Annotated in this window: 26 protein-coding genes and 1 pseudogene; 14 read left to right on the forward strand and 13 right to left on the reverse strand. The window is 71.6% G+C overall.

The window, feature by feature from the left end:
• Positions 1–23 precede the first annotated feature (23 nt).
• Positions 24–2090, forward strand: coding sequence for an AAA family ATPase (locus tag FB157_RS03620; RefSeq protein WP_145875892.1), 2067 nt, complete (start codon positions 24–26; stop codon positions 2088–2090).
• Between the two features lie 161 nt (positions 2091–2251).
• On the opposite strand, the gene FB157_RS03625 is transcribed toward FB157_RS03620, so the two are convergent.
• Positions 2252–3094, reverse strand: coding sequence for a nitroreductase family deazaflavin-dependent oxidoreductase (locus tag FB157_RS03625; RefSeq protein ID WP_145875894.1), 843 nt, complete (start codon positions 3092–3094; stop codon positions 2252–2254).
• 157 nt (positions 3095–3251) lie between these two features.
• On the opposite strand from FB157_RS03625, the gene FB157_RS03630 reads away from it, so the two are divergent.
• Positions 3252–3875: an RraA family protein gene (locus tag FB157_RS03630; RefSeq protein ID WP_145875896.1), complete on the forward strand. Its 624-nt coding sequence runs from the start codon at positions 3252–3254 to the stop codon at positions 3873–3875.
• A gap of 12 nt (positions 3876–3887) precedes the next feature.
• Positions 3888–4373, forward strand: a complete 486-nt coding sequence (locus FB157_RS03635) for an HAD domain-containing protein (RefSeq protein WP_145875898.1) — start codon at positions 3888–3890, stop codon at positions 4371–4373.
• A gap of 17 nt (positions 4374–4390) precedes the next feature.
• On the opposite strand, the gene FB157_RS03640 is transcribed toward FB157_RS03635, so the two are convergent.
• The gene (locus FB157_RS03640; protein WP_145875900.1) at positions 4391–5173 is read right to left on the reverse strand and encodes a helix-turn-helix domain-containing protein; all 783 of its coding nucleotides are present in this window, start codon (positions 5171–5173) and stop codon (positions 4391–4393) included.
• A gap of 232 nt (positions 5174–5405) precedes the next feature.
• Between FB157_RS03640 and FB157_RS03645 the strand changes: the two genes are divergently transcribed.
• Both FB157_RS03645 and FB157_RS03650 read left to right on the forward strand, forming a co-directional pair.
• Entirely contained in the window at positions 5406–6071 is a 666-nt protein-coding gene (locus FB157_RS03645) for a DUF4097 family beta strand repeat-containing protein (RefSeq protein WP_145875901.1), read from the forward strand.
• A gap of 199 nt (positions 6072–6270) precedes the next feature.
• Positions 6271–7644 carry an MFS transporter gene (locus tag FB157_RS03650; RefSeq protein WP_261386149.1) on the forward strand — a complete coding sequence of 458 codons (1374 nt, stop codon included), beginning with the start codon at positions 6271–6273 and terminating at the stop codon, positions 7642–7644.
• Here the strand turns inward: FB157_RS03650 and FB157_RS03655 are convergent.
• Positions 7568–8464: an RNA polymerase sigma-70 factor gene (locus FB157_RS03655; RefSeq protein ID WP_145875906.1), complete on the reverse strand. Its 897-nt coding sequence runs from the start codon at positions 8462–8464 to the stop codon at positions 7568–7570. The two genes, FB157_RS03650 and FB157_RS03655, sit on opposite strands and share 77 nt — an antisense overlap.
• A gap of 25 nt (positions 8465–8489) precedes the next feature.
• Positions 8490–9686, reverse strand: coding sequence for an NAD(P)/FAD-dependent oxidoreductase (locus FB157_RS03660; protein WP_145875908.1), 1197 nt, complete (start codon positions 9684–9686; stop codon positions 8490–8492).
• A gap of 234 nt (positions 9687–9920) precedes the next feature.
• On the opposite strand from FB157_RS03660, the gene FB157_RS03665 reads away from it, so the two are divergent.
• The 3 genes from FB157_RS03665 (at position 9921) to FB157_RS03675 (ending at position 11549) form a co-directional block, all read left to right on the forward strand.
• A complete protein-coding gene (locus tag FB157_RS03665) occupies positions 9921–10412 on the forward strand; it encodes a helix-turn-helix domain-containing protein (RefSeq protein WP_145875910.1) in 492 nt (163 codons plus the stop codon).
• Between the two features lie 86 nt (positions 10413–10498).
• The gene (locus tag FB157_RS03670; protein WP_145875912.1) at positions 10499–11095 is read left to right on the forward strand and encodes a hypothetical protein; all 597 of its coding nucleotides are present in this window, start codon (positions 10499–10501) and stop codon (positions 11093–11095) included.
• A 106-nt stretch (positions 11096–11201) separates the two neighbouring features.
• Positions 11202–11549, forward strand: a complete 348-nt coding sequence (locus FB157_RS03675) for a DUF2516 family protein (RefSeq protein ID WP_186581367.1) — start codon at positions 11202–11204, stop codon at positions 11547–11549.
• A gap of 15 nt (positions 11550–11564) precedes the next feature.
• On the opposite strand, the gene FB157_RS03680 is transcribed toward FB157_RS03675, so the two are convergent.
• The 3 genes from FB157_RS03680 to FB157_RS03690 all read right to left on the reverse strand — a co-directional run bounded on the left by FB157_RS03680 (position 11565) and on the right by FB157_RS03690 (position 15245).
• Positions 11565–12869: a PP2C family protein-serine/threonine phosphatase gene (locus FB157_RS03680; protein WP_145875916.1), complete on the reverse strand. Its 1305-nt coding sequence runs from the start codon at positions 12867–12869 to the stop codon at positions 11565–11567.
• A gap of 307 nt (positions 12870–13176) precedes the next feature.
• Entirely contained in the window at positions 13177–14256 is a 1080-nt protein-coding gene (locus FB157_RS03685; protein WP_145875917.1) for an NlpC/P60 family protein, read from the reverse strand.
• Between the two features lie 200 nt (positions 14257–14456).
• Positions 14457–15245 (reverse strand): class I SAM-dependent methyltransferase, encoded by a 789-nt coding sequence (locus FB157_RS03690; RefSeq protein ID WP_186581328.1) that lies wholly within the window; start codon positions 15243–15245, stop codon positions 14457–14459.
• 293 nt (positions 15246–15538) lie between these two features.
• On the opposite strand from FB157_RS03690, the gene mshA reads away from it, so the two are divergent.
• From mshA to FB157_RS03710, 4 genes and pseudogenes are all read left to right on the forward strand, one after another.
• Complete coding sequence (gene mshA / locus FB157_RS03695) at positions 15539–16876, forward strand: D-inositol-3-phosphate glycosyltransferase (protein WP_186581329.1); 1338 nt, start codon at positions 15539–15541, stop codon at positions 16874–16876.
• Positions 16869–17369 carry a YbjN domain-containing protein gene (locus FB157_RS03700; RefSeq protein ID WP_145875921.1) on the forward strand — a complete coding sequence of 167 codons (501 nt, stop codon included), beginning with the start codon at positions 16869–16871 and terminating at the stop codon, positions 17367–17369. Before mshA ends, FB157_RS03700 begins: the two co-directional genes overlap by 8 nt.
• Before the next feature lie 143 nt (positions 17370–17512).
• A pseudogene (locus tag FB157_RS03705) lies at positions 17513–18065 on the forward strand (glycosyl hydrolase family 28-related protein); the annotation flags it as partial.
• Positions 18066–18147: 82 nt separating this feature from the next.
• Positions 18148–19308 (forward strand): transposase, encoded by a 1161-nt coding sequence (locus FB157_RS03710; RefSeq protein WP_261386150.1) that lies wholly within the window; start codon positions 18148–18150, stop codon positions 19306–19308.
• Positions 19309–19529: 221 nt separating this feature from the next.
• Here the strand turns inward: FB157_RS03710 and FB157_RS03715 are convergent, their stop codons facing one another.
• Positions 19530–20330 carry an AraC family transcriptional regulator gene (locus FB157_RS03715; protein WP_145875922.1) on the reverse strand — a complete coding sequence of 267 codons (801 nt, stop codon included), beginning with the start codon at positions 20328–20330 and terminating at the stop codon, positions 19530–19532.
• 49 nt (positions 20331–20379) lie between these two features.
• On the opposite strand from FB157_RS03715, the gene FB157_RS03720 reads away from it, so the two are divergent.
• The gene (locus tag FB157_RS03720) at positions 20380–20829 is read left to right on the forward strand and encodes a DUF2000 domain-containing protein (RefSeq protein ID WP_145875924.1); all 450 of its coding nucleotides are present in this window, start codon (positions 20380–20382) and stop codon (positions 20827–20829) included.
• A 21-nt stretch (positions 20830–20850) separates the two neighbouring features.
• Here the strand turns inward: FB157_RS03720 and FB157_RS03725 are convergent, their stop codons facing one another.
• From FB157_RS03725 to FB157_RS03740, 4 genes are all read right to left on the reverse strand, one after another.
• Entirely contained in the window at positions 20851–21519 is a 669-nt protein-coding gene (locus FB157_RS03725; protein ID WP_145875926.1) for a DUF2637 domain-containing protein, read from the reverse strand.
• Between the two features lie 22 nt (positions 21520–21541).
• Complete coding sequence (locus FB157_RS03730) at positions 21542–21721, reverse strand: hypothetical protein (protein WP_145875928.1); 180 nt, start codon at positions 21719–21721, stop codon at positions 21542–21544.
• A gap of 246 nt (positions 21722–21967) precedes the next feature.
• Entirely contained in the window at positions 21968–22441 is a 474-nt protein-coding gene (locus FB157_RS03735) for a carboxymuconolactone decarboxylase family protein (protein WP_145875930.1), read from the reverse strand.
• Between the two features lie 103 nt (positions 22442–22544).
• Positions 22545–23801, reverse strand: coding sequence for an MFS transporter (locus tag FB157_RS03740; RefSeq protein ID WP_145875932.1), 1257 nt, complete (start codon positions 23799–23801; stop codon positions 22545–22547).
• 162 nt (positions 23802–23963) lie between these two features.
• Between FB157_RS03740 and FB157_RS03745 the strand changes: the two genes are divergently transcribed.
• The gene (locus FB157_RS03745; protein ID WP_145875934.1) at positions 23964–24725 is read left to right on the forward strand and encodes a phosphoglyceromutase; all 762 of its coding nucleotides are present in this window, start codon (positions 23964–23966) and stop codon (positions 24723–24725) included.
• 227 nt (positions 24726–24952) lie between these two features.
• Here FB157_RS03745 and FB157_RS03750 read toward each other — a convergent pair whose 3' ends face one another.
• Complete coding sequence (locus tag FB157_RS03750; RefSeq protein WP_145875935.1) at positions 24953–25147, reverse strand: hypothetical protein; 195 nt, start codon at positions 25145–25147, stop codon at positions 24953–24955.
• Positions 25148–25162: the final 15 nt, after the last annotated feature.

The following is a 25162-nucleotide window of genomic DNA, read 5'->3' on the forward strand; positions in this document are numbered from 1 at the left end:
CATTTTCTGGGTACGGTGGAGTCATGACGTCACTCCACCCCGCCCCCGAGGACATCGAGGCCACCCTCCACCGCGAACGCGCCTACCACGACACCTGCCGCGCCGCCCTCGCCGCCATGGTGGACGGTGCCGCCGAACAGGTCGTCATCGGCGAGGACGTCTCCGCCTCCGGTGCCGACGCCGAGGTCCTCGGTTTCCAGCTGCGCAGCCATGCCAAGGCGCTGCGCGAACTGCCCCGGGGCCCGCTCTTCTTCGGCCGGCTGGACTTCGCCGCGACCGACCCCGGGCACGGCGGGCGGAGCCCGCGGCCGCAGGCCGCTGGTCAAGCACTGCACGTGGGCCGGCTGCGGATCACCGAGCACCCGGCCGCCCCGCCCCTCGTCGTCGACTGGCGGGCGCCCGTAGCCCGCGCCTTCTACCAGGCCGGAGCGCGCGATCCGCAGGGCGTCCAGGTGCGCCGCAGGTTCGGCTGGGCCCCGGGCAGTCGGGGCGACTCCGCCGACCTCACCGGGCTGGAGGACGAGTACCTGGGCCGGGGCGAGAGCCAGGCCAGCGACATCGTGGCGCGGGAGATCGAGCGGCCCCGGGTCGGCCCGATGCGGGACATCGTCGCCACCATCCAGCCCGAGCAGGACGACCTGGTGCGCGGCGACCTCACCGCCTCCGTGTGCGTGCAGGGCGCCCCGGGTACCGGCAAGACCGCCGTCGGCCTGCACCGCGCCGCCTACCTGCTCTACACCCACGCCAGGCGTGTCCAGCGCTCCGGCCTGCTGATCCTCGGCCCCAACCGCACCTTCCTCTCCTACATCGCCGAGGTGCTGCCCTCCCTCGGCGAGAGCGGGGTCCGCCAGGCCACCCTCCAGGACGAGATCGCCCGCCACCCGGCAACCGGCACCGACCCCACCCCCACGGCCGCGCTCAAGCACGACCCCCGCATGGCCGCGGTACTGCGCCGGGCGCTGTACGCGCGGGTGTCCGCCGAGGGGGTGACCGACCTCGCCGTACGGGACGGCTCCTACTGGCTGCGGGTCACCGCCGGGCAGCTGGCCGCCGTCGTCGACGAGGTGCGCGCGGAGGAGCCGCCGTACGCGATCGGGCGCGAGCGGGTCCGGGCCCGGGTGGTACGCCTGCTGCTGGAGCAGGTGGAGCGGCGCTCGGGGCCGCCGCCGAACGCCTGGCTGCGCAGGGTCGAGCGGATGCGGCCGCTCACCGCCCGGCTCGACGTGGTGTGGCCGAAGGCCCGCCCCGAGGAGGTCCTCGCCGGACTGCTCACCGACGGCGAGGCGTTGGCGGCGGCCGCCGACGGGCTGCTGGACCCCGACGAGCGGGCGGCACTGCTGTGGCCGCGCCCGCCGCGCTCGTACAGGTCCGCCCGCTGGTCGGCCGCCGACCTCGTCCTCCTGGACGAGCTGGCGGGGCTGATCGAGCACCCCGAGGGGTACGGCCACATCGTCGTCGACGAGGCGCAGGACCTCTCGCCGATGGAGTGCCGGGCGATCGCCCGCCGGGCCGTGTTCGGCTCGCTGACCGTCCTCGGCGACCTCGCCCAGGGCACCACGCCGTGGGCGGCCCGCGACTGGGACGTCCAACTGCGCCACCTCGGCAAGCCGGACGCCGTCGTGGTGCCGCTGACCACCGGGTTCCGGGTGCCCGCCGCCGTCGTCGAACTGGCCAACCGGCTGCTGGACCGGCTGGACGTGGCCGTACCCGCCGCACGGTCGCTGCGCACGGACGGCGAGCTGACCCTCCGGCCGACCGACGACGTGACCGGCACGACCGTGAGAGCCGTGCACGAGGCCCTGGCCCACGCGGGATCGGTCGGCGTCGTGGCGGCCGACACGGACGTGGCCCGCCTGTGCGCCGCGCTCACCGAGGCCGGACTCACCCCGGCCGGCCCCGACGAACTCGGCGCCCGGCTGACCGTGGTGCCCGCGAGCCTGGTCAAGGGCCTGGAGTACGACCACGTCGTCGCCGTCGAACCGGCCGCCGTCGCCGAGGCGGAGGAGCGCGGCGCACACCGGCTGTACGTGGTGCTCACACGGGCGGTGTCCCGGCTGGACGTCGTACACGCGCGGCCGCTGCCGTTCTAGTGCCCCAACAGGCAACGTTCGCCCCGTCGCGACGCCCGGCACGCACTCTCGCCGCACCGGCCGAAAGCCCAAGTACGTCCAGTACGAGGACTTCCGGCCGGCACGCCGAGAGCACGCACCGGACGCCGCTCCTTTACGGGCAAACGTTGCCTGCCGGGGCACTAGCCGCCGAGCACGGGCAGCAACTGCTCCTCCTCGTAGGCCAGATGCGCCTCCAGCGCGGCCGTCAGCCGGTCCACCTCGGCACGGGCCGCGGCCGGGTCGGCACGCTCGCCGGAGACCACCCGGCGCAACTGCTCCACGAGGTCCGCGATACGCACGTGCTCCCGCTCCAGCCGCTCCAGGACGGGCGCGAGGTGCGGGTGACGGCCGGCGAGGAACGGGAACAGGGCCGTGCCCTCGCCGGTGTGGTGGTTGTGCAGCCCCGCGCACAGGGTGAGGCAGTTGACGCGTAGCTGGGCGCCGAGCATGGCGCCGTCGCCCGCGGCCGTCTCCTTCCGGATCAGGGCGAGTTCACGCCGGAACATGTCGTGGACGAGCCGCATCGCCTCGCCGGGGGAGTCCGCGGCGATCTCCGGCGGACCGCCCTGCGCGATCCGGTGCAGCGCGACGACGGGTATCACCCGGCCGCCCGCCTTCTCCTGGTACGCCTGCCAGCCCGGGTCGGCCTCCACCGCCCGCGCGAAGGCCCGGTCGCGCTCCTCGCCGGTGAGTACCTCGGCACGGGCCCGGTAGGTGAACACCCCGCTCTCGACGGTCGCTTCGGGACGGGCGAGCAGGTTGCGGTACCAGTCGGGGTGGCGGGGCGAGCCCCCGGCCGAGGCGATGACGAGAATCCGCTCGCCGCCGTCGGCGAGACAGCCGACCGGAGTGGTGTGCGGGGTGCCGGTGCGGGCACCGGTGGTGGTGAGCAGGACGAGCCGGGCGCCTTCGAAGTGGCCGCTCATGCGGCCGTGATGGGCGCGGAACTCATCGATGATGTTCTGGTTGAAAGGGTTGGGCACTCGGGTTTCCTTCTCTGCGGCTGACGACTGGTCTCAGTGCGCAGAGAAAGCGGCGGGCTCCTGGCCCGCGCGGACCTCACTCAGAGGCCGGGCACCCAACTCGCTCACGGCACAAGGCCGACCCGGCAGTCATGGCAGGGACGCTACCGTCCCTCTCATGACGGACGCCACCGAGTTCCAGGACATCCCCACCACGACCCTGGCCGACCTGCTCGGCCACGACCAGGTCATGGACATCGGCATACGGTCGCTCTGGGCGCCGGTGCCGCGGATCGCCGGGCCGGCGTTCACCGTGAGCTGCCCGCCCGGCGACAACCTGATGCTGCACGCCGCGATCCACCGCGCTGAGCCCGGCTCGGTGATCGTCGTGGAGTCCGGGGACCTGGACTGGGCGCTGGCCGGCGGAAACGTCTGCGCGGTGGCCCGCCGGCGCGGAGTCGCGGCCCTCGTCGCCGACGGTCTGATCCGCGACCTCGCCGAAGTGCGCGAGCTGGGCTTCCCGGTCTTCGCCCGGGGCGTGATCCCGATCCCGGGCGCCAAGAAGGCCGTACGGCCGCTGAACGAGCCCGTGCGCTGCGGGGGCGTACGGATCGAGGCCGGGGACGTGGTCGTGGCCGACGAGGAGGGCGTGGTCGCCGTACCGGCAGCCCGCCGGGCGGAGATCCTTCGGGCCGCGCGGGCGAAGCTGGCCGCGGAGGCGGCGGAGAGCCTGGACGACTGGGAGAAGGCGCACCGTGCCCGGATCGACGCCCTTCTCGCCGAGCGGGGCTTCGAGGGCTGATCCTGGTCGGTGATGCTGCTCTTCCTCGACGTCGACGGTCCGCTCATCCCGTTCGGGGCGGCCGACCGCACCTACCCGGTGTACGACAGCGGCCGGTGCCTGCCGCCGGACGCCGCCGGGCATCCGCTGCTGAACCGCGTCGACCCCGCGCTCGGCGGCCGGCTCGCGGGGCTGGGCTGCGAGCTGGTGTGGGCCACGACCTGGATGGACGACGCCAACACCTGCCTGGCCCCCTGGCTGGGCCTGCCCCCGCTGCCGGTCGTGGAGTGGCCCGACGAGGGCGAGCCGTCAACCCTGCTGCACTGGAAGACCCGCCCCCTGGTCGCCTGGGCGGCCGGCCGGCCCTTCGTCTGGATCGACGACGAACTCACCGAGGCCGACCGCTCCTGGGTCGCCGTCCGTCACCCCGGTCCGGCCCTCCTCCACCGCGTCGACCACCGCTACGGCCTGACGGAGGCCGACTTCGAGGCGGTACGGGAGTGGCTCGGCAGCACCTGAAGGCCCGCGGCCGTCCGTCAGTGATCGGAGCCCTGCCCGGCAGTGCCGCCCGAGGCAGGCTCGGGCTTCGCGTGCTCGGGCTTCGGGTGCTCGGGCTTCGCGTAGAGGATGTCGCGGGCCTGCTCCGCGGCGCGGATCATGCTCTCGGCGACGAAGTCGACGAAGCGGGCGATGTTCTCGAGGCGGACGGCCGCCGGGGTGTCGCGGCCGACGATGCCGACACCCTGCCGTGCGGTCTCGGCGAGCTGGGCGTTGGACCGGGCAGCGGCGACCATCCCCTGGTAGAAGACGTCGGTGTCGACGACGTAGCGCTCGCGGCGGCGTTCGTCGCGTTCCCGGCGGATGAGGCCCTGGCCCGCGAGGAACGTGACCGCCTTGGAGACGGACGCCGGGCTGACCTGGAGGCGCTGGACGAGCTCGGACGCGGTGAGGCTCCCCTCGTCGGTGGTGTAGAGGCAGGTCAGTACCCGGGACATCATCTTGGGCAGGCCCTGTTGCATGAGGAGGGTGGTGAACGCCTCCTCGTACTCGCGCACCGCCTCGGCGTCGCGTCCGTGGGCCTGCGGGGGTGTCTTCGAGTTCCGGGGAGTGGACTGCCTGCGGCGGTGGGCGCGGTGTTCGGTGGCGCGGTGGGCGAGGTCGGCGCGGTAGGCGGTGGGGCCGCCGTTGCGCATGACCTCACGCGTGACGGTCGAGGTCGGGCGGTCGAGGCCTCTGGCGATCTCCGCGTAGGCGAGGCCGTCGGCCAGTCCCAGCGCGATCTGCTGGCGTTCCTGCTGGGTGAGCCTGCCTCCCGGCATCGCGGTCTCCTCTGCGGTCTCTCGTGGTTCCCGGCGCCTCCAGCATAGCGTTCGCAGTCAATCCATTGCAACGAACCCAAGGTGCTCTGTTGCGTTAGATTCAGAGTCGTTGCAACGATTTTATGTATTCTACCTGCACTAATGGCAGAAGCGCGCAACGAGTATGTTGTCGAATCATTGAACGCAACGTAGCTTTTCTGTCATCGGAAACAACGAGTCGAAGGAGAGCACGATGCAGAAGTTCGACACCGCCACCCCGGTGACCGCCGTCCTCGACATCCCCGCCGGACGCATCCAGTTCATCGGCGCCGACCGGGCCGACACCACGGTCGAGGTCCTGCCGGCCGACGCCGCCAGGAGCCGCGACGTGAAGGCGGCGGAGCAGATCGAGGTCACCTACGGCGACGGGGTCCTGCGGATCGCGGCCCGGGAGGCGAAGAACCAGCTCTTCGGCCCCTCCGGATCCGTCGAGGTGACGGTCCGGCTGCCCGCCGGCTCCCGTGTGGAGGCCAGGGCCGCCAGTGCCGAGCTCCGCGGCGTCGGCCGCCTCGGCGACGTCGCCTTCGAAGGCGCATACCGCCAGATCAAGATCGACGAGGCCGCGAGCGTCCGCCTCACCGCGGTCGACGGCGATGTCGAGATCGGCCGGCTGGGCGGCTCCGCGGAGATCAGCACCGCAAGGGGCGACATCCGGATCGCCGAGGCCGTGCGCGGCACGGTCGTGCTCCGCACCCAGTCCGGTGACATCGCGGTCGGCGCCGCCGCCGGCGTCTCGGCCGCCCTGGACGCCGACACCGCCCACGGCCGCATCAGCAACTCCCTCAAGAACGACGGCACCACCGAACTCGACATCCGGGCCACGACCTCCCACGGCGACATCACGGCCCGCAGCCTGTAGGTCTCCAACTCCGCTGTTACCGTGGGCTCGTGCCGGAATCAGACAGGGTGCGCCGTCGCTGAGAGCGACGGCGCACAACCCCAGGTCTCGCCGTCGCTCCTGACCCCTTGGCCAGGAGCGCCTTCGTGGCGCTCGGATCTCCCTGTTCCGGAGCGCACCCATGTACCCCTTGTCTGTTCGTCAGCGTCGCCGGGTCCTAGTGGCCGACCTCGTCTCCACGGCCGTGTTCCCCCTCGCCATCACCGGCGCGACGGCCGCCGTCCCCGATGCGACGGCCCAGCTGCCGGGTGGGGCGGCCCTGGGTCCGTGGCTCGTCCTCGCCTACAACGGGCTGTTCGCCGCGGCCCTGTTGCTGGCGGGAGCGGCGGCCGACCGCAGCGCCCGCACCCGCTTCTTCGCCGTCGGCAACCTGGTCGTCGCGGCCACCGGGGGCCTCTCAGCCTTCGCTCCCGACCTGCCGTCCCTGGTGGCACTGCGCGCGGTCGGCGGCGTCGGGGCGGCGATGTGTGCCGCCGGCGGATCGTCGATGGTCCTGGCCGTGTACCCGCCCGAGGAGCGGCGCCGGGTGTACGGCTGTGCGGGCGCCGTGCTGGGCAGCAGCCTGGCGCTGGGGCCGGTCGTCGCCCAGGGGCTCATGGCCGTCGGAGGCTGGCGGCTCGTCTTCGTCGTGCCGGGTGCGCTCGCCGCCGTCGCGGCCCTGGCCACGTCCGGACTGCCGGGCCTGCGCGACCCCGAGCCGTCCGAGAGCTTCGACCGGGCAGGCGCCGTCCTGTTCGGGGCGACCGTCGCCGCCGCGGTGACCGCGCTCGGGCTGGGCTTCGGGTCCGGTGTCCCGTGGTGGGGGCCGGCCGTCCTCGTCCTGGTCGCGGCGGCCTGTGCCACCGGACTCGTCCGCGTGGAGCGGCGCGCTCTCGATCCCGCGATACCCGTTGACCTGCTGCGCATCCCCGCCTATCGCGCGTACGCCGTGGCGACGGGCGCCTTCATGGGGATGCTCGTGGTGGGACTGACCGTGCTTCCTCGGCTCGGCTCCGCCCAGCACATGGGCCGGGGCGAGGCAGCGGCCATGCTCAGCCTGCTGACCGTGCCGTCGACGGTCCTTCCGCTGCTCGCCGCGCGGCTCGCGCGCCGACTGGTCCGGCCGCTGGTGACCACCGCCCTGTTCGCCTGTGCGGTCACCGCGGCCGTCCTCCAGACGACCGACCGTCCCGCGGCCCTTCTCGCCGCGGCCGCGGTGGTCGGCCTGTGCCTCGGGCTGACCGAGGGGGTCCCGGACGGGCAGGCGCTCAGGTACGTGCCCGCCCGGCGCGGAGGGGCCGGAGCCGCACTGTTCAGCACGACGCGGATGAGCCTGGAGACCCTCACCCTGGCGGCTGCCAACGGGGTGATGGCGGCTCTCGGCCCCGCCTGCGGCCTGGCGGTCGCCGGAGCCGTGTGCCTGACCGCCGCCCTCGTCGTCCGGCGGTCCGTCCCCGTGCGCGGCGACGGCGTCTCCGTCAGCGCAGGGTCAGCGGGGTCTCGGACTCGACGCGGGTCAGCTTCTCCGGATTGCGCACGTAGTAGAGGCCGGTGATGCGGGCGTCCTCCATGTGGATCGCCATGACACCGTCGATCTCGCCGTCGAGCCGGAGGACGAGTGCCGGGCTGCCGTTGACCACCGTGAGCTCGGTGGTGATCGTGGCCGTGTGCTTGCCGGCGCCGCCGACGATGAAGCGGGCCACCTTGTCCGCGCCGACGACCGGCCGCACCGCGGCCCGCTTGATGCCGCCGCCGTCGCTCACCAGGACGACCTCGGGAGCGAGCACGTCGAGGAAGCCCTGCAGGTCCCCGGTGTCCAGCGCGCGCCGGAACGACTCCAGAGCAGCCCGGGTCCGGCTCGCGGAGACCACCTCGCGCGGGCGGCGGGCGTCGACGTGCCGGCGGGCGCGGTGCGCGATCTGGCGGACGGCCGAGGGGGTCTTTTCGACGGCGGCCGCGATCTCGTCGTAGCCGACGTCGAAGACCTCGCGCAGCACGAACACGGCGCGTTCCGTCGGCGACAGTGTCTCCAGGACGAGCATCAGCGCCATCGACACGCTCTCGGCCAACTCGACGTCCTGGGCCACGTCCGGCGCGGTGAGCAGCGGCTCCGGCAGCCACGGGCCGACGTACGCCTCCTTGCGGCGCGACATGGCGCGCAGCCGGTTGAGCGACTGCCGGGTCGTGATGCGGACGAGATAGGCGCGCTGGTCGCGCACCTGCTCCAGGTCGACCTCGACCCAGCGCAGCCAGGTCTCCTGGAGGACGTCCTCCGCGTCGGCGGCCGATCCGAGCATCTCGTAGGCGACGGTGAAGAGCAGGTTGCGGTGGGCGGCGAAAGCCTCGGTCGCCGGGTCCGTGGCGTGGTCGCTCATGTCTCGATCCCCCTCGTTCGGCTGGCTAGACAGTCTGTCCGGAGGTGGCCGGCGCCTCGCCGCGCCCGGCCCGCAGCAGCTGCCCGCGCTTGTCGTCCCTGACCCACGTGAGCGAGCCGGGCTTGCGTGCCTCGTCCGCCAGATGTTTGACGGTGGCCCGGCAGACGAACTCCTTGAGCTTCGAGCCAGGTCGTCCACCGAGGCAGAGCCTTGTGGCGGTGTCGTCCTTGGAGGCGAACTGGAAGATACCGGCGCGACGCCCCAGGCTGAGGCACTGACCGAAGAACCCCAGGTTGATGGGCACGGGTCGGCCGCCCGCGATCCGGCTGAGCACCGTGTCGGCGGCATGTGCGCCGATCCTCGTGGCGGCCTGACAGCTCATCCGGAACGGCAGGTCCGACGGTGCCGCCGCATCCCCGGCCGCGACGATCCGCACATCGTCCACGCTCGTCAGGGTCTCGTCGGTGAGCAGGCGGCCCAGGGCGTCGGTGCTCAGGCCGCTGCGCGCGGCCAGGTCCGGAACGCCGAATCCAGCGGTCCAGACGGTCACCTCGCTCGGCAGCTCACGGCCGTCACCGAGCCGCACGGCATCGCGTGTCACGGCCGTCACCTTCGCGTCGGGACCTTCGAGCACGGTCACACCCAGCCCGGCCAGCCGCCCGGCGACCGAGCGCCGGCCCCGCGGGTGCAGGTACGGGCCGAGCACCCCGCCGCAGACCAGGGTCACGCCGTGGCCCCGCTCCGCCAGCTCGGCGGCGGTCTCTATGCCGCTCGGACCGGCTCCGACCACGGTCACGGCGGCCTTCGCGGACGCGGAGTCGAGAACCGGCCGCAGCCGCTGCGCCTCCTCCAGGCTGGCGACCGGGTAGGCGAACTCGGCCGCTCCGGGCACCTGCGGGTCGGCGCTGCCACTGCCCACGGCGTAGATCAGGTAGTCGTAGCCGACCGTGCCGCCGGCAGCCAGCGCCACCCCCCGCCCGACCGCGTCGATCCGGGTCACGGTGTCGACCACCAGCCGGACGCCCTTGGCCAGCACCTGGCTGTAGTCGACGACCGCGGTGTGGGTCCCGGCCGCCAGCTGGTGCAGGCGGATCCGCTCGACGAAGGACGGGCGCGGGTTGACCAGGGTCACGGACACGTCGGCGCGCTGCGTCAGGCGGTTGGCCGCCAGGACTCCGGCGTAACCGCCGCCGATCACGACCACTTCGGTGTTCTCGGGCATGGTCTCTTCCTTCGCTTCGGTGGTTCGCTTTGGAGGTTCGGTACGGGAGTTCGGTACGGGAGTTCGGCCTCAAGACACCGCAGGTCGGCTCGCTGTGACAGACTGTGACCCAGATCACTTCACGGGAGGGGACGGGGTGCCCTTGCGGCGACCGGGTGAAGTCCGGGCGTGGCGTGGCGCACTATTGCAAGCAGGTGCTTGCAATAGTTAGCGCGACTGGTGCAAGGTGGGGACATGGCATCGCTCAACGTCGGCAATCTCGGTGAGTACCTGCGCGAGCAGCGGCGCAACGCCCAGCTCTCGCTGCGGCAGCTCGCCGACGCCGCCGGGGTGTCCAATCCGTACCTGAGCCAGATCGAGCGCGGGCTGCGCAAGCCCAGCGCGGAGGTGCTCCAGCAGGTCGCCAAGGCGCTGCGCATCTCCGCCGAGACGCTGTACGTCCGCGCCGGCATCCTCGACGCCGAACGGGACCGGGACGACGTGGAGACCCGCGCCGTCATCCTCGCCGATCCCTCGCTCAACGAGCGGCAGAAGCAGGTGCTGCTCCAGATCTACGAGTCCTTCCGCAAGGAGAACGGATTCGGGGTCGGCGCAGCGGTGGAGGACCTCGGCGAAGGGGCGACGGAGGAAGCGCCCGGCGGCAGCGACGACCCGAGCGACACCGGCGTACGCGGCACCCGCACGGCCGGCGGCAGTGATGCCGGTCCGCGGCGGACGGCCGGATAGCGAGACCCTGACAAGCCAGCCTCCGGGCGCCACACCGCGGACCACACCAACCCTCAGCCGAACGCGAATCCGGGAGGACCATCACCATGGCCATCACCGACGACCTGCGCAAGACCCTCAGCGACCCGACCCCGCTCTACTTCGCCGCCGGCACCGCCGACCTCGCCCTCCAGCAGGCCAAGAAGGTGCCCGGCCTGGTCGAGCAGCTGCGTGCCGAGGCCCCGACCCGGATCGACGCCGTGCGCAACACGGACCCGAAGGCCGTGCAGGAGAAGGCCGCCGCCCGGGCCAAGGAGGCGCAGGCGACCCTGCAGACCAAGGTCAACGAGTTCATCGGCACCCTCGACGTCGACCTCAAGAAGTTCGGCGAGAGCGCCCAGGACCTCGCCCTGCGCGGTGTCGGCGTCGCCGCCGAGTACGCCGTCAAGGCCCGCGAGACCTATGAGCGGGTCGCCGAGCACGGCGAGCAGGCCGTGAAGAACTGGCGTGGCGAGGCCGCCGACGAGATCGAGGAGTTGGCCATCGTCGTCGAGGGCAAGCCCGAGCCGGCCGCTGCCGAGGAGGAGCCGAAGCCGGCCGAGGCCAGGACCGAGCCCGCCGCGGCGAAGAAGCCCGCGGCCCGGAAGGCCCCGGCCCCCCGCAAGGCCGCCACCGCGAAGAAGACGACGCCGCCGGCGAAGTGAGCATGACCGACGAGGCGTGGACGGGCCGGGCACCATGGGGGTGCCCGGCCCGTTCTATGGGTACGGTGGCGTGGTACGGATCGGGAGACGGCGGGCGGTGGACGGCATGCTGATGTTGGGCTTCGCGGGGTTCATGGGGATCTTGAAGATCATCCTGATGGCCCTCGCCGCGTTCGGGCTCGTCGACGCCGCGATCCGGCGCGAGGACGCCTTCCGTGCGGCCGACAAGCAGAACAAGGTCTTCTGGCTGATCATCCTCGGCATCGCGCTGGTGGTCAGCTACCTGTTCTCGATCCTCGGCATTCTGCCGATCGCCGGCCTGGTGGCCAGCATCGTCTACATCGTCGACGTGCGCCCCGCGCTCAAGCAGGTCTCCGGCGGCAGCGGTTGGGGCCGCCGCCGCGGCGGAAGCAGCAGCGACGGCCCGTACGGCCCGTACAACGGCGGCCGTTGACCCCCGGCGGGGGGCTTACGGCGTGCGGTCCAGCAGGACCACTGCCACGTCGTCCGTCAGCTCCCCGCCGTTGAGGTCGCGGACCTCACTCACCGCCGCCCGCAGCAGACCCTCGCCCCGCAGGCCCTCGGAGAGCTGGCGGCGGATCATCTCCACCATCCCGTCCTGGCCCAGGCGTTCTCCGCCGCTGCCCACCCGGCCCTCGATCAGACCGTCGGTGTAGAGCATCAGGCTCCACTCGGCACCCAGCTCCACCTGCATCCGCGGCCAGCGGGCGCCGGGCAGCAGACCGAGGGCAGGGCCGTTCTTGTCGTACGGCAGCAGCTTCGCGGTGCGGCCGGGGCGGGCGAGCAGCGGGGCCGGATGTCCGGCCAGGCACAGGCCCGCCGAGCGTCCGTCCGGCGCTATGTCCACCGTGCACACCGTCGCGAAGATCTCCTCGTCCGAGCGCTCGTGCTCCAGCACCTGCTGGAGCGTGCCCAGCAGGTCGTCGCCGGACAGCCCGGCCAGTGTCAGCGCCCGCCAGGCGATGCGCAGCTCCACGCCGAGCGCGGCCTCGTCCGGGCCGTGGCCGCAGACGTCGCCGATCATGGCGTGCACGGTGCCGTCCGGGGTGCGGACGGCGTCGTAGAAGTCGCCCCCGAGCAGGGCCCGGGAGCGGCCGGGGCGGTAGCGGGCGGCGAACCGCAGCGAGGAACCGTCCAGCAGCGGCGTGGGCAGCAGCCCGCGCTCCAGCCGCCGGTTCTCCTGGGCGCGCAGCCGGCCCTCCGCCAGGCGCCGCTCGGCCGTATCGGAACGTTTCCGCTCCACCGCGTAACGGATGGCGCGGCTGAGCAGGCGGCCGTCCAGTTCGTCCCGGAACAGGTAGTCCTGGGCGCCGACGCGCACGGCCTCGGCGGCGCGCTCGGCGTCGCCGGAGGCGGTCAGCGCGAGCACGGCGTGCCGGGGCGCCAGCTCCAGCACGTGCTTGAGCACGGCCAGCTCGTCGGCGTCCTCGTCGCCGGCCCGGCCGGGCGCCGCGAGCGCCAGGTCCAGCAGGATGCAGTGGACGTCGTCGGTGAGCAGTCGCCCGGCCTCGGTGAGGTTGCGGGCGGTGCGGACGCGGATCGGCTTGCCGGAGGCGTCCAGCAGTTCGGGCACGATCGGCGAGCCCGCCGGATCGTCCTCGATCAGCAGCAGGGTGAGAGGGGCGCCGGTGGCGCCGCCGGCCGTGGCGCTGCGCTGAGCCTCTTCCTTGAGGGGACCGCCATGGGGGGCGGTCTGCGCCTGACCACTCTCCACGGCCGGGATCGCTCTCTGCCGCGGTACGGGTACGGGCATCTTCTTGGTTCCTTCCCTCCCCCCGAGGGCAGGCGGGGCGAGGGACCTCGACCCACCGTCGGGTGACCATAGCGGTACCGCCCGCCCTGATGGAATGGTGTGAGCCGCGTCGCTCGGGTGCAGTCCCCCGTCATATGCCGCGATCCGTAGCGCAGTTGGACAGGACGGTCGCCGAGCTGGGATGACGAAGCTCACGTACCGCCCGGGTTTGGGCGGCCGTTGGGCGTGCGGTGGGTCACAGGGGAGGGTTCGCGGGGCGCGTGGGAGCCGTCACATGACCTGGCTCACGCGTCCGGTCGGACGGCGCTCACGCGTCCGGTCGTACGACTCCCAGGATCGGCATCGAACCCGCGCCCGCGATCGTCACCGTACGTCCCGGCCGCGGGGAGTGGATGATCGCGCCGTCGCCGACGTACATCGCGACGTGGCTGGCGTCGTCGAAGTAGATGATGAGGTCGCCGGGGCGCATGTCCTTGATGTCCACGTGCGGGAGCTGTTTCCACTGCTCCTGCGAGGTGCGCGGGATGGGGTGGCCGGCGTTCAGCCAGGCCTGGGAGGTCAGGCCCGAGCAGTCGTAGGACTTGGGGCCCTCGGCGCCCCACACGTACGGCTTGCCCAGCTGGGCGGTGGCGAACTCGACGGCCTTCTTGCCCTGCGCCGAGGCCTTGCCGTTGATCTCGTCGAGGATGCCGGTGTCCAGCCACTTGGTCTGGGCCTGGGAGGCGGCCTGCTGCTCCAGCTCGGCGAGTCGTTCCTTCTCCTTCTTCTCCAGCCGGGACTCGAGCTGCTCCGCCTCGGAGATCTGCTGCTTGATCTTCTTCTTGGCGGCCGCCTTGGCCTTGCGGTTGGACTCCAGCTTCCGCCACTGGGCGGAGGCGTCGTCGGCGTAGCCCTGCAAGTCCTTCTGGGTGCGGGTCATTTCCGCGATCAGTTTGTTGGTCGCGCGCTGGCCGTTCAGCACCGTGCCGGCCCCGTCGATGAACTCCTGCGGGTCGTCGCTGAGCAGGAACTGGGCGGTGGGCGGCAGTCCGCCGGTGCGGTACTGGGCCCGGGCCGACGCGCCGGCCTGGTTCTTGAGCCGCTCCAGTTTCTGCTGTCCCTCGACGATCTTCTTCGCCAGCTCGACGATGAGGGCGGACTGTTCCTTCGTCCGCTCCTCGGCCGCGTTGTAGGCGTCGGTGGCGACGGCGGCGTCGTGGTAGAGCTTGTCGAGCTTCTCGCGGACCTTCTCAAGGTCCTTGCTCGGCGGGGGAGTCGGGGAGGCGCTCGGGGACGCGCTCGGGGTGGGGGTCGGGGCGGCGAACGCCGTGCCGGGTGCCGCCAGTACGGTCACCGCGCAGACCACCGTGACGGCGGCCGTGAGCAGACCGCGCTTGCCCGTGCCCATATGCTCCCCCAAACTGATTTACCGTCAGTAACTTATGGTCGCCCGACGGATCGTGCCACGGCGACGCGCAAAACGACAGAGGTCACGGGAAGTCGGATTTTCGCCCCGCCCATCCGGCGCACTTCCCCCTGCCCGCGCCGATCACGACGATCGGCGCGACGATGTGACGAACGGCGCACGGAGATCGTTCCCCAGGGTGCTCAACACCCTCGCGGCGCCAACGCCTCCCAGGCCACCGTCACTTCACCCTGGCGCCAGCGCGCCGGTGTGTCCGTCACGGGCCAGTCGGCGCACAGGTCCTGGACCGTGCGGATCCAGCGCTGGCGGGCGCCGTAGGAGGCGTAGGGGGCGGCGGCCGCCCAGGCGCGGTCGAAGTCGCGCAGGAAGGCGTGCACGGGCTCGCCGGGCACATTGCGGTGGATCAGGGCTTTCGGCAGCCGCTCGGCGAGGTCCGAGGGACGCTCCAGGGAGCCGAGCCGGGTCGCGAAGGTCACCGTCCGCGGGCCCTCGGGGCCGAGCGCCACCCACACGTGCCGGCGCCCGATCTCGTCACAGGTCCCCTCGACCAGCAGCCCGCCCCGTGAGCCCCCGCCCGCCGGCGCGAGCCGTGCGCACAGCCGCTCCCACACGGCGGCGACCTGGGCCTCGTCGTACTGGCGCAGCACGTTGGCGGCCCGCACGAGCACCGGCCGCCCGGGCACCGGGACCTCGAAGCCGCCGTGCCGGAAGACCAGGCCCTCCCGCTCGTACGGCTTCGCCGCCGCGACCCGCTCCGGCTCGATCTCGACGCCGACCACACGCGCGCGGGGTGCGGCGGTCCGCAGCCGGCCGAGCAGCTCCACCGCGGTCCACGGCGCCGCGCCGTACCCGAGGTCCACCGCCACCGGATCCGCGGCACGCCGCAGCTCGGCGCCGTGCGTGGCCGCTATCCAGCGGTCCATGCGCCGCAACCGGTTGGGGTTGGTCGTCCCGCGCGTCACCGCCCCCACGACGGAGGTCCCCCCGGTCGGGCGAAGCCGAGAGCGGGGGAGGGGCGTCGCGCGGGCTGTCATACCTACGAGGGTAGGCGGACCTGCGGGGCCGGTTTCCGGCGCCGGCAGGGGCGGCCGTCGCGTGCCTGGCCCGGGGTGCGCGGTGACTGTCGAACGGTTGAGCGGGCGATGGTAATGATTCGGTAAAGGCTGCCGTGAGGGAATTCGAGCCGCCCCCGCCGCTGTTGCACCCCCTTGGAGGGCGCGGTCGGTCCTCCGGCAGGCATGCCCGCAGCGAGGAGGAACGCCACGTGAGCCAGTACGTCAGCAGGCTCGGGCGGCGCTCCCCGGCGGCCCCCTCGCGGCTCAGGCTCCACCGCAGGCCCCGCCGCGTCGCCATGCTCTCCGTGCACACCTCACCGCTCCACCAGCCCGGGACCGGTGACGCCGGCGGCATGAACGTCTACATCGTGGAACTGGCCCAGCGCCTCGCCGCGATCAACATCGAGGTCGAGATCTTCACCCGGGCCACGGCCGGCGGCCTCGAACCCACGGTCCAGCTCGCGCCCGGCGTCCTCGTCCGGCACGTCGACGCGGGCCCCTACGAGGGCCTGGCCAAGGAGGACCTGCCCGCCCAGATGTGCGCCTTCACGCACGGCGTGATGCAGGCCTGGGCCGGCCACCGCCCCGGCCACTACGACCTCGTCCACTCCCACTACTGGCTCTCCGGCCACGTCGGCTGGCTCGCCGCCCAGCGCTGGGGCGTCCCCCTGGTGCACGCCATGCACACCATGGCCAAGGTCAAGAACGCCAACCTGGCCGACGGCGACACCCCCGAGCCCGCCGCCCGGGTCATCGGCGAGACCCAGATCGTCGCCGCCGCGGACCGGCTCATCGCCAACACCTCCGAGGAGGCCGACGAGCTGGTGCGGCACTACGCCGCCGACCCGGCGAAGGTCGCCGTCGTGTACCCCGGCGTCAACCTCGACCGCTTCCGCCTCGCCGACGGCCGGGCCGCCGCCCGCGCCCGCCTCGGCCTGCCCCAGGACGCGCTGATCCCGCTCTTCGCGGGCCGCATACAGCCCCTGAAGGCCCCCGACGTGCTGCTCCGGGCGGTCGCCGTCCTGCTGGAGGAGCGCCCGGAACTGCGCTCCCGGCTCGTCGTGCCCATCGTCGGCGGCCCGAGCGGCAGTGGTCTGGCCAAACCCGAGGGGCTGCAGAAGCTCGCCGCCCGGCTCGGCATCGCCGATGTCGTACGGTTCCGCCCGCCGGTCGGCCAGGAGCAGCTCGCGGACTGGTTCCGGGCCGCCTCCGTACTCGTCATGCCGTCCTACAGCGAGTCCTTCGGCCTGGTGGCGATAGAGGCGCAGGCCGCCGGTACCCCGGTGCTCGCGGCCGCGGTCGGCGGGCTCCCGGTGGCCGTGCGCGACGGCGTCACCGGCTTCCTGGTCAAGGGCCACCACCCGGCCGAGTACGCGCGCGTGCTGCGCCGTTTCGCCGACGAGGCGTCCCTGCCCGCCGAGATGGGCGCGGCCTCCGCCCGGCACGCGCAGTCCTTCGGCTGGGACATCGCAGCGGCCGCCACCGCCGACGTGTACATGGCCGCGACCCAGTCCCACCGCCGTCGCGTACGCTCCCAGCATGGGTGATGCGGAGAAGGCGGCGCAGGTCGTCGAGGGGGCCTTGAAGGACGCCGAACTGGAGTGGGAGAGCCCGGAGCCCGGCACCTACGTCGTCAAGCTCCCCGGCACCCGCAAGCTCTCCACCACGGTCTCCCTCCTGGTGGGCCGCCACACCCTCTCCCTCAACGCCTTCGTCGTCCGCCACCCCGACGAGAACGAGGCGGGCGTCCACCGCTGGCTGCTGGAGCGCAACCTCAAGCTGTACGGCGTGAGTTACGCCGTCGACCGGCTCGGCGACGTCTACGTCACCGCCCGGCTGTCCCTGGCCGCCGTCACCGCCGAGGAGATCGACCGTCTGCTCGGCCAGGTCCTGGAGGCGGCGGACGGCGCCTTCAACACCCTGCTGGAGCTGGGCTTCGCCTCCGCGATCCGCCGGGAGTACGAGTGGCGGGTGTCCCGCGGCGAGCCGACGCGGAACCTGGACGCGTTCAAGCATCTGATCGAACGCCCGGCTGACTGACCTTTCCTCGACCGCAGCCCACCGCCTGCCGGAAAAGCTCTCCTGTGACGACCCCTTCCCCGCACCGGGCCTCCGTGGCATGCTCACCGCCAACGCATTCCTGAACGTCGTTCATATCCATGAATATGAAGGGGCGGCCGGACATGAACCACGGGCACGTCAGCAGACGGACACTCCTCGCCGGAGCCACCGCCGTGGCCCTGGCCGCGGCAACCGGCACGGCGACCGCCGCACCGGGTCAGGTCCCCGCCCTCTGGCGGGAGTTCACCCGCACCCCCTTCACCCACCCGCAGATCCCGTACGTCGGCCGGGCGGGCCGGCGCGCCGGATCGCGCCGCCTCCCCCGCCCCCGTCCCTTCGCCGACGTCACCGACTACGGCGCCGTACCCGACGGCACCACGGACTGCGCCCCCGCGATCAACCGTGCCCTCGCCGCAGCCGGACGGGCCGGCGGGGGCACGGTGACCATCCCGCCCGGCACCTTCCGCATCGACGACGTGATCCGCGTCGCCGACCCGAACGTGGTCCTGCGCGGCGCCGGCAGCGGCCGTACCACCCTGTACGCCACGAAGAACCTCACCGAACTGATCGGCGTCTACGGCTCCCGCTACGGCGGCGACAAGTCCTCCTGGTCCTGGGCGGGAGGCCAGGGGGCCCAAGCCTCCCCTGGCCCCGAGGGCCCGTTGGGACTCCTTGTCTTTTAGCTTCTGTTCACTCGATCAGGTGCTGCACAGCCATTTCGTCTGATGGTTTGCATGTCGCTCGTATGGTCGACCATGTGAAGCTCGTGGTGCAGGTGAAGCTGCTGCCGACGCCCGCGCAGGCGTCGGCGCTCGAGGCTACGCTGCGCAACTGCAACCGGGCCGCCACCTATGCCTCGCACGTTGCCTTCACCAAGAAGTTGAAGGACCGTAACGGCCTGCAGAAGGCGGTGTATGCGGACCTGAAGGCCCTCTTCGGGCTATCGGCCCAGCCAGCGGTGCGAGCGGTGAAGAAGGTCGTCGACGCCTACGCGACGCTCAAGGCCAACCTGCAGGCTGGGAACCTGGGGTCGCCGACGTCCAAGCGGCACCGAACGGCCGTCGGTAACCCCATCGGTTTCCGTCCGGAGGCGGCTCAGCCGTTCGACGACCGCTGCCTGTCCTGGCAGTACGACGCGCGCACCGTGTCGATCTGGACCGTGGCTGGGCGGATGAAGGACGTCCGGTTCGCCTGCTCACCCGATCAGCTCAAAACTCTCGTGCAGTACCGCAAGGGTGAGAGCGACCTGGTGCGGCGGGGCGGGACATGGTTCCTGATCGCCACCTGCGATATCCCGGAGCCCGAGCCGTATCAGCCAGCTGACTGGATCGGCGTGGACCGGGGGATCGTGAACCTGGCCACCACGTCCGACGGTACCAACCACCAGGGTCGGCGTCTGGGCCGCTACCGGCGCTGGCAGGCCCGCAAGCGAGCCGAACTTCAGGCCAAGCAGACTCGTTCGGCCACCCGCCGTCTTGCGCGCCGAGCGCGGAAGGAGAAGCGTCATGCCACCCAGGTGAACCATCGCATCAGCAAGAAGATCGTGTCCGTCGCGCAACGCACCGGCCGCGGGATCGCCATCGAGGAACTCGGCGGGATCCGCGAACGGGTACGGCTTCGCCGCGACCAGCGGGGCACCCTCTCCTCCTGGCCTTTCCACCAGCTCGGACAGCACCTGGCCTACAAAGCACGCAAGGCAGGGGTGCCCTTCCTTGAGGTGGATGCGGCCCACACCTCGCAGCGCTGCCCACGCTGCGGCCACACAGAGCGGGCCAACCGGCCCACCAGGGACCATTTCCGCTGTCGTCGGTGCGGGCTCGCTGGCCCGGCCGACGTCGTCGCCGGGGTCAACGTGCGCAACCGCGCACGCTCGGTGTGGGCATTCGTCACCATGCCCGTCCCCGCACCTGCTGAATAACGGCCCGGTGAAGGGAGATGCGACCCGTGACCGTCCTGTCGTAGGGGACAGTCGGGAGCGCGACAAGGTGTGAACACCTCCGAGTTGTACAGGCTCGGCTGTTCACGGCCGAGACGGTGACCCACTGGAACATCCGCGTGGCAGAGAGGGCCTGATGAAACCTCCCGCCTGGAGCTGTACGGCACCACGGACGCGGTGCGCCCGCGCAACCTGTACGACGCTCAGCGCGAACTGAGCCGGTAGCGCCCCGGGGTGACCCCCACCAGCCTCTTGAAGTGCCGGGTGAGATGGGCCTGGTCGCAGAACCCGGTCGCCACCGCCACCTCGCCCGGCGCCAGCCCGTCCAGCAGCAGCCGGCGCGCGCGGCCGACGCGGCGGGACATCAGGTACTGGTGCGGGGGGATGCCGTAAGCGGTGCTGAACGCCCTTACGAGATGCGCGGGGTGGGCGTGCAGCACCCGAGCGGCCCCGGCGAGGGCGAGCCCCTCGACGACGTGCTCGTCGAGCAGCTCCCGCAGCGAACGGGCGAGGGCGGGGTCGGGACGGCCGGCGCCGCTCTCCCGCCGTCGCAGATGGTCCCGCAACCGCTCGCCGACGAGCGCCAGCCTGCTTTCCGCCTCCAGCTCGTCACCGGCCCGCCCGAGCGCGCCGTGCAACTGCCCGACCCGCAGCCGCAGTACGGGATCCCGGAGATCGGGCCCGTCGACGGCCGCACCGATCAGCTCGTCCCCGAGGTGGCTGGCGTCCAGGTAGAGAACCCGCTTGCGGAAGCCGTGCGGGGTGGCCGGGGAACCGTTGTGCGGCACGTGCGGCGGCAGCAGCGAGACGGTGTCGTGCGGGGTTCCGTGCTCATGCCGGTCGAGGTCGTACCGCACGGCTCCGTCGTCCACGATGAGCAGCGTCCAGGCGTCGTGGACGTGCATCGGGTAGGCGTACTCGGTGAAGTGGGCGTGGAAGACCTCCACGACACCCGGGATGCGGGGGCGCCAGGCGGAGACCTCGGGCTGGGCTGTGGCGGCCACGCAAAAAACGTACAAGACGGTGCCGTACGACGATCGGCAGTCTCATTCCATGAACACCGGACAGCGTCCCGACGCCCCCGCCGAGCCGATCCGCTTCGACACCAAGATCGCCGTGCTGCTCCGCGCGGACCTGGAGCCCTGGCAGCGCCTGAACGTCACCGCGTTCCTGGTCAGCGGCCTGGGCGGCCGGGTCCCCGAGGTGACCGGGGACCCGTACGAGGACGCGGACGGGGTGTCGTACCTGCCGATGTTCCGCCAGCCGGTGCTGGTCTTCGAGGGCTCCAAGGAGACCCTGCGGGCGGCGCACGCCCGGACCCTCGCGCGCGCCCTGCCGTGCGCGGTGTTCACGGCCGACCTCTTCACTACGGGCAACGACCGGGACAACCGCGCGGCGGTACGGGCCGTGCGGACGGCGGACCTGGACCTGGTCGGCCTGGCGGTGTACGGCCCGCGGAACGGGGTGGACAAGGTGCTGAAGGGGGCGCGGATGCATCCGTGACGGCGACGGCCGCGCCTCCCTTCACGACTTGGACGGCGGCCGCTCAGTGTGCGTGGCGTGCCGGGGCCGGCCCTTGGACGAGATCTGGCCGACGAGTTCCCAGAAGCACACCAGCGCGGTGACCGGCGGAATTCCGAAGATGACTAACGACAGCAGCGCATGTGACGAGTGACTGACACACAGCGCCACGGCCATCGCGGAGGCGGCCACCACGACGCACCAGGACCGCCGCGCACTCCGCCGTTGAGCGGTGGCCCGAATCACCGAAAGAGCTGCCACGAACCACGGCCCGTACACCGTCAGCGGCCAGCATTGCGCCAGTCCCGTCGGCAGAACCGACGAGGCGATTCCGCGCAGTTGGTCATAGGAATAGCAGACGGACCAGGCCAGCATCGCCACCGCGCACAGCGAGACCGTCGCGATCAGGAACGAGATGTGGGTGACACGCCGACCGCCGTCGAGGAAATGGGATTCGTGGCGGGGGCGTCGACGACTGCTCCTGCGCGGGGACGGGATGTTCAGCGGGGTGGTGGGAGCGGGGGGCACGACGGCCGCCGTGGACAGCATCTGGGCCAGCTCCTCGACCGGGTCCCAGTCGTTCGGCGCGATGTCCCGTTCCGGGACGCTCCAGGCGTCGTCGTAGAGGCCGGCGTCGTCGTAGAGACCGGCTTCGTCGTGAATCCTGTCCATCGATAATCCTCCGGCCCCTGCCTCAGGAAGATCCGTACAGATCCGCCATCGCTCGCAGATATTCGGTTTCCATTCTGTTGATATTGTTCAGGAAATCATCGAGCAGGTCCGAGCACGACTTGAGGCCCGCGTCGCTGTCCCAGCGGAGCATGGTCGCCGGATGATCTTCACTCACGTACCAGTTGAATCGCGTCACGACCACCTAACGACGCTCACTGGAGGCGGGGTTGTGAGGCGTTCGGGGGATACGGGTCCCCCGAAAGGGGAGTTTTTGAGCGCCTGTCAATATATGGTTGAAGGAAATGTGAATACTCGGGCAATTACATTCCCTGAGTACTGGAATTAAAAATGGTCGGTGCCGGTCGGGGGCTTGCGGCCCGGCCTATGCGCGCGCCCCCTCCGGCAGGGGTGCCGGAGGGGGCGTGGAGGTCCGTGAGGTGCTGGTCGTTCAGCCGAACATGCCGGGCTCGTAGTCGCCCGCGGGCTGCTGGACGACGACGTTCAGGCGGTTGTAGGCGTTGATCAGGGCGATGAGGGAGACCAGGGCGGCCAGCTGGTCCTCGTCGTAGTGCTTGGCGGCGTCGGCCCAGGCCTCGTCCGTGACGCCACCGGCCGCGTCGGCGATCCGGGTGCCCTGCTCGACCAGCTCGAGGGCGGCGCGCTCGGCGTCGGTGAAGACCTTGGCCTCCCGCCAGGCCGCGACCAGGTGGAGGCGCTGGGCGGTCTCCCCGGCGTGCGCGGCATCCTTGGTGTGCATGTCGGTGCAGAAGCCGCAGCCGTTGATCTGGCTGGCGCGGATCTTCACCAGTTCCTGGGTCGCGGCCGGCAGGGTCGAGTCAGAGATCGCCTTGCCCGCCGAGTTGATGTACCGCATGAACTTGCCGGCGACCGGGTTGGCGAAGAGGTTCAGGCGAGCTTCCATCGTGGGCTCCTGTGTCGTTGCTGTTGGCTACACCTGCTTGACGGAACGACCCGGTGAGATGTGACAGAACTGAATGTGACCCGCGTCACTCGACTGCCGGGGTTCAGGCCGCCTGCTCGGACGCCTGCGGCCGCTGCTGGAGCCCGGGTGCCATCGCGTCCTCCTGTGCGGGAAGCCGCCGCATGAGCACGCCGTACCCCACCCCCGCCACCGTCCCGACGGCCGCGCACATGGCCCACAGCCACTCCGCGCCGAAGCGGTCGATGACGGCGCCGGACATGAGCGGCGCGATCAGGGCGGCGACGGACCACGAGAGCGTGTACATGCCCTGGTAGCGCCCACGGCCGTGCACCGGTGACAGCCGGACCACGAGCCCGGTCTGGGTCGGCGCGCTGACGATCTCGGCGAGCGTCCACACGCACACCGTGAGCGCGAAGACCCCGACCGACCCGGCGAAGGCGGTGAGCCCGAAGCCGTACCCGGCGAGGACCGAGGAGACGACCAGCAGCGTGCGGGGATCGCGGTGCTCGATGAAGCGGGTGACCGGGATCTGCAGGGCGACGATCAGGATGCCGTTGACGGCGATGGCCAGGCCGTAGTCGGCGGGCGAGAACCCGGCCCGCCCCATGGCCACCGGCAGTCCGACCGAGCCCTGCTGGAAGACGAGGGCGACGAGGAAGGACAGCCCGACGACGGCCATGTACCGCCCGTCGCGGAGCACCGTCATGAGGCTGACGTCGGCGTCGGCCTGCTTGGCCGTGGCGGTGGGCCGGGACTCGGGCACCTTCAGGAACACGACGAGCGCGCATGCCAGGGTCATCCCGGCCTCGATCAGGAACCCGGCGAGATAGCTGAACTCGGCGATGAACCCCGCGCCCATGGAGGAGACGGCGAAGCCGAGGTTGATGGCCCAGTAGTTGAGCGAGAAGGCCCGCACCCGGTCCTCGGGCCGCACGATGTCGGCCATCATCGCCTGCACCGCGGGGCGGGAGGCGTTGGAGGCCATGCCGACGAGGAAGGCGACGGCGGCGATGGCGGCGGGGTCCCGCATGAAGCCGAGCAGCGCGACGGAGCCGGCGGTGGCGGTCTGCGCGATCAGCAGCGTGGGCCGCCTGCCGAGCCGGTCGGCCATCACCCCGCCGCCCAGCGAGGAGACGACCCCGCCGAGGCCGTGCAGCGAGGCCACGAGACCGGCGTACGAGGCCGAGTACCCGCGGTCGAGGGTCAGGTAGAGCGCCATGAAGGTGGCGACGAAGGCGCCCAGCCGGTTGACGAGGGTGCTGGTCCACAGCCACCAGAACTCGCGGGGGAGCCCGGAGACTGTCTCCCGGGCGGCTCGTCTCAGACGGACGACGGACATGACGGAACCCCCACGATGCCTGCTGATGTAAGTGGCCACAACCAAGAGCGCAACTTACATGCGGCGGCTGGATCTCGGCCACTCAATTAACAGATGCCGTCAACTGTCCGGCTGCTGGGCGTGGACCATGGCGGGCCGAAAGCGTGGATTACGCTCTGAGGCATGGCCGACGCACCGTACAAGCTGATCCTCCTCCGTCACGGCGAGAGCGAGTGGAACGCGAAGAACCTGTTCACCGGCTGGGTGGACGTCAACCTCAACGAGAAGGGCGAGAAGGAGGCGGTCCGCGGCGGTGAGCTGCTCAAGGACGCCGGCCTGCTGCCCGACGTGGTCCACACGTCCCTCCAGAAGCGCGCGATCCGCACCGCGCAGCTGGCGCTGGAGTCCGCGGACCGCCACTGGATCCCGGTCCACCGCTCCTGGCGCCTGAACGAGCGCCACTACGGCGCCCTGCAGGGCAAGGACAAGGCGCAGACGCTCGCCGAGTTCGGCGAGGAGCAGTTCATGCTCTGGCGCCGCTCGTACGACACCCCGCCGCCCGCGCTCTCGGACGACTCCGAGTTCTCCCAGGCGAACGACGCGCGCTACGCCTCCATCCCGCCGGAGCTGCGCCCGAAGACGGAGTGCCTGAAGGACGTCGTCGTCCGCATGCTCCCGTACTGGTACGACGGCATCGTCCCCGACCTGCTCGACGGCCACACCGTCCTGGTCGCGGCCCACGGCAACAGCCTCCGCGCCCTGGTCAAGCACCTGGACGGCATCTCGGACGCGGACATCGCGGGCCTGAACATCCCGACGGGCATCCCCCTCTTCTACGAGCTGGACGCCGACTTCAAGCCGGTCACCCCGGGCGGCAGGTACCTCGACCCCGAGGCGGCCGCGGCGGCGATCGAGGCGGTCAAGAACCAGGGCAAGAAGAAGTAGCTTTCCTGATCATGCCCCTGATCTGTGCTTTCGGTGCGGAGCAGGGGCATTTTCACGGTCCGGGACCTCTCTGGGCCCTCAGCCCGTGAGATCGCTCCGGGCGGAGAGCCTTCCGGGCCGGCTCGGACCTGGCGGGCCCGACGGGTCGGCAAAGCCCCTGCGACTTTCCCGGCAGCGCTCGCGCGGCAGCGCCCCGCGGCGCGTGGCTGCGGGGCGCCTTGTGGGGTTCAGTCGATCTTCTGCCCGTCGTACGTACCGCCCTTGCAGGTGTTGTCCGTCAGATCGGCCGTTCCGCCGCCCTGCTGGCACTGCGAAGGGGTGACGTAGGTTGGGGCGCCCTGTGCGGCGGCTGCGCCTGTGAGGCCGAGTCCGGCGAGGGCTGCCGTGGCGATGACGGCGGCGAGGATTCGTCGAATGCGCATGTGGTCTCCCTTTCA

Origin of the sequence: Streptomyces sp. BK340 (genome assembly GCF_007827595.1) — a bacterium.
GTDB lineage: Bacteria > Actinomycetota > Actinomycetes > Streptomycetales > Streptomycetaceae > Streptomyces.

What these genes read in the sequence shown, in the direction of transcription:
- FB157_RS03620 (WP_145875892.1), top strand. Translation starts at nt 24, where the DNA reads ATGACGTCACTCCACCCCGCCCCCGAGGACATCGAGGCCACCCTCCAC.
- FB157_RS03630 (WP_145875896.1), top strand. Translation starts at nt 3,252, where the DNA reads ATGACGGACGCCACCGAGTTCCAGGACATCCCCACCACGACCCTGGCC.
- FB157_RS03635 (WP_145875898.1), top strand. Translation starts at nt 3,888, where the DNA reads ATGCTGCTCTTCCTCGACGTCGACGGTCCGCTCATCCCGTTCGGGGCG.
- FB157_RS03640 (WP_145875900.1), bottom strand. Translation starts at nt 5,173, where the DNA reads ATGCCGGGAGGCAGGCTCACCCAGCAGGAACGCCAGCAGATCGCGCTG.
- FB157_RS03645 (WP_145875901.1), top strand. Translation starts at nt 5,406, where the DNA reads ATGCAGAAGTTCGACACCGCCACCCCGGTGACCGCCGTCCTCGACATC.
- FB157_RS03655 (WP_145875906.1), bottom strand. Translation starts at nt 8,464, where the DNA reads ATGAGCGACCACGCCACGGACCCGGCGACCGAGGCTTTCGCCGCCCAC.
- FB157_RS03660 (WP_145875908.1), bottom strand. Translation starts at nt 9,686, where the DNA reads ATGCCCGAGAACACCGAAGTGGTCGTGATCGGCGGCGGTTACGCCGGA.
- FB157_RS03665 (WP_145875910.1), top strand. Translation starts at nt 9,921, where the DNA reads ATGGCATCGCTCAACGTCGGCAATCTCGGTGAGTACCTGCGCGAGCAG.
- FB157_RS03670 (WP_145875912.1), top strand. Translation starts at nt 10,499, where the DNA reads ATGGCCATCACCGACGACCTGCGCAAGACCCTCAGCGACCCGACCCCG.
- FB157_RS03675 (WP_186581367.1), top strand. Translation starts at nt 11,202, where the DNA reads ATGCTGATGTTGGGCTTCGCGGGGTTCATGGGGATCTTGAAGATCATC.
- FB157_RS03680 (WP_145875916.1), bottom strand. Translation starts at nt 12,869, where the DNA reads ATGCCCGTACCCGTACCGCGGCAGAGAGCGATCCCGGCCGTGGAGAGT.
- FB157_RS03685 (WP_145875917.1), bottom strand. Translation starts at nt 14,256, where the DNA reads ATGGGCACGGGCAAGCGCGGTCTGCTCACGGCCGCCGTCACGGTGGTC.
- FB157_RS03700 (WP_145875921.1), top strand. Translation starts at nt 16,869, where the DNA reads ATGGGTGATGCGGAGAAGGCGGCGCAGGTCGTCGAGGGGGCCTTGAAG.
- FB157_RS03720 (WP_145875924.1), top strand. Translation starts at nt 20,380, where the DNA reads ATGAACACCGGACAGCGTCCCGACGCCCCCGCCGAGCCGATCCGCTTC.
- FB157_RS03725 (WP_145875926.1), bottom strand. Translation starts at nt 21,519, where the DNA reads ATGGACAGGATTCACGACGAAGCCGGTCTCTACGACGACGCCGGCCTC.
- FB157_RS03735 (WP_145875930.1), bottom strand. Translation starts at nt 22,441, where the DNA reads ATGGAAGCTCGCCTGAACCTCTTCGCCAACCCGGTCGCCGGCAAGTTC.
- FB157_RS03740 (WP_145875932.1), bottom strand. Translation starts at nt 23,801, where the DNA reads ATGTCCGTCGTCCGTCTGAGACGAGCCGCCCGGGAGACAGTCTCCGGG.
- FB157_RS03745 (WP_145875934.1), top strand. Translation starts at nt 23,964, where the DNA reads ATGGCCGACGCACCGTACAAGCTGATCCTCCTCCGTCACGGCGAGAGC.
- FB157_RS03750 (WP_145875935.1), bottom strand. Translation starts at nt 25,147, where the DNA reads ATGCGCATTCGACGAATCCTCGCCGCCGTCATCGCCACGGCAGCCCTC.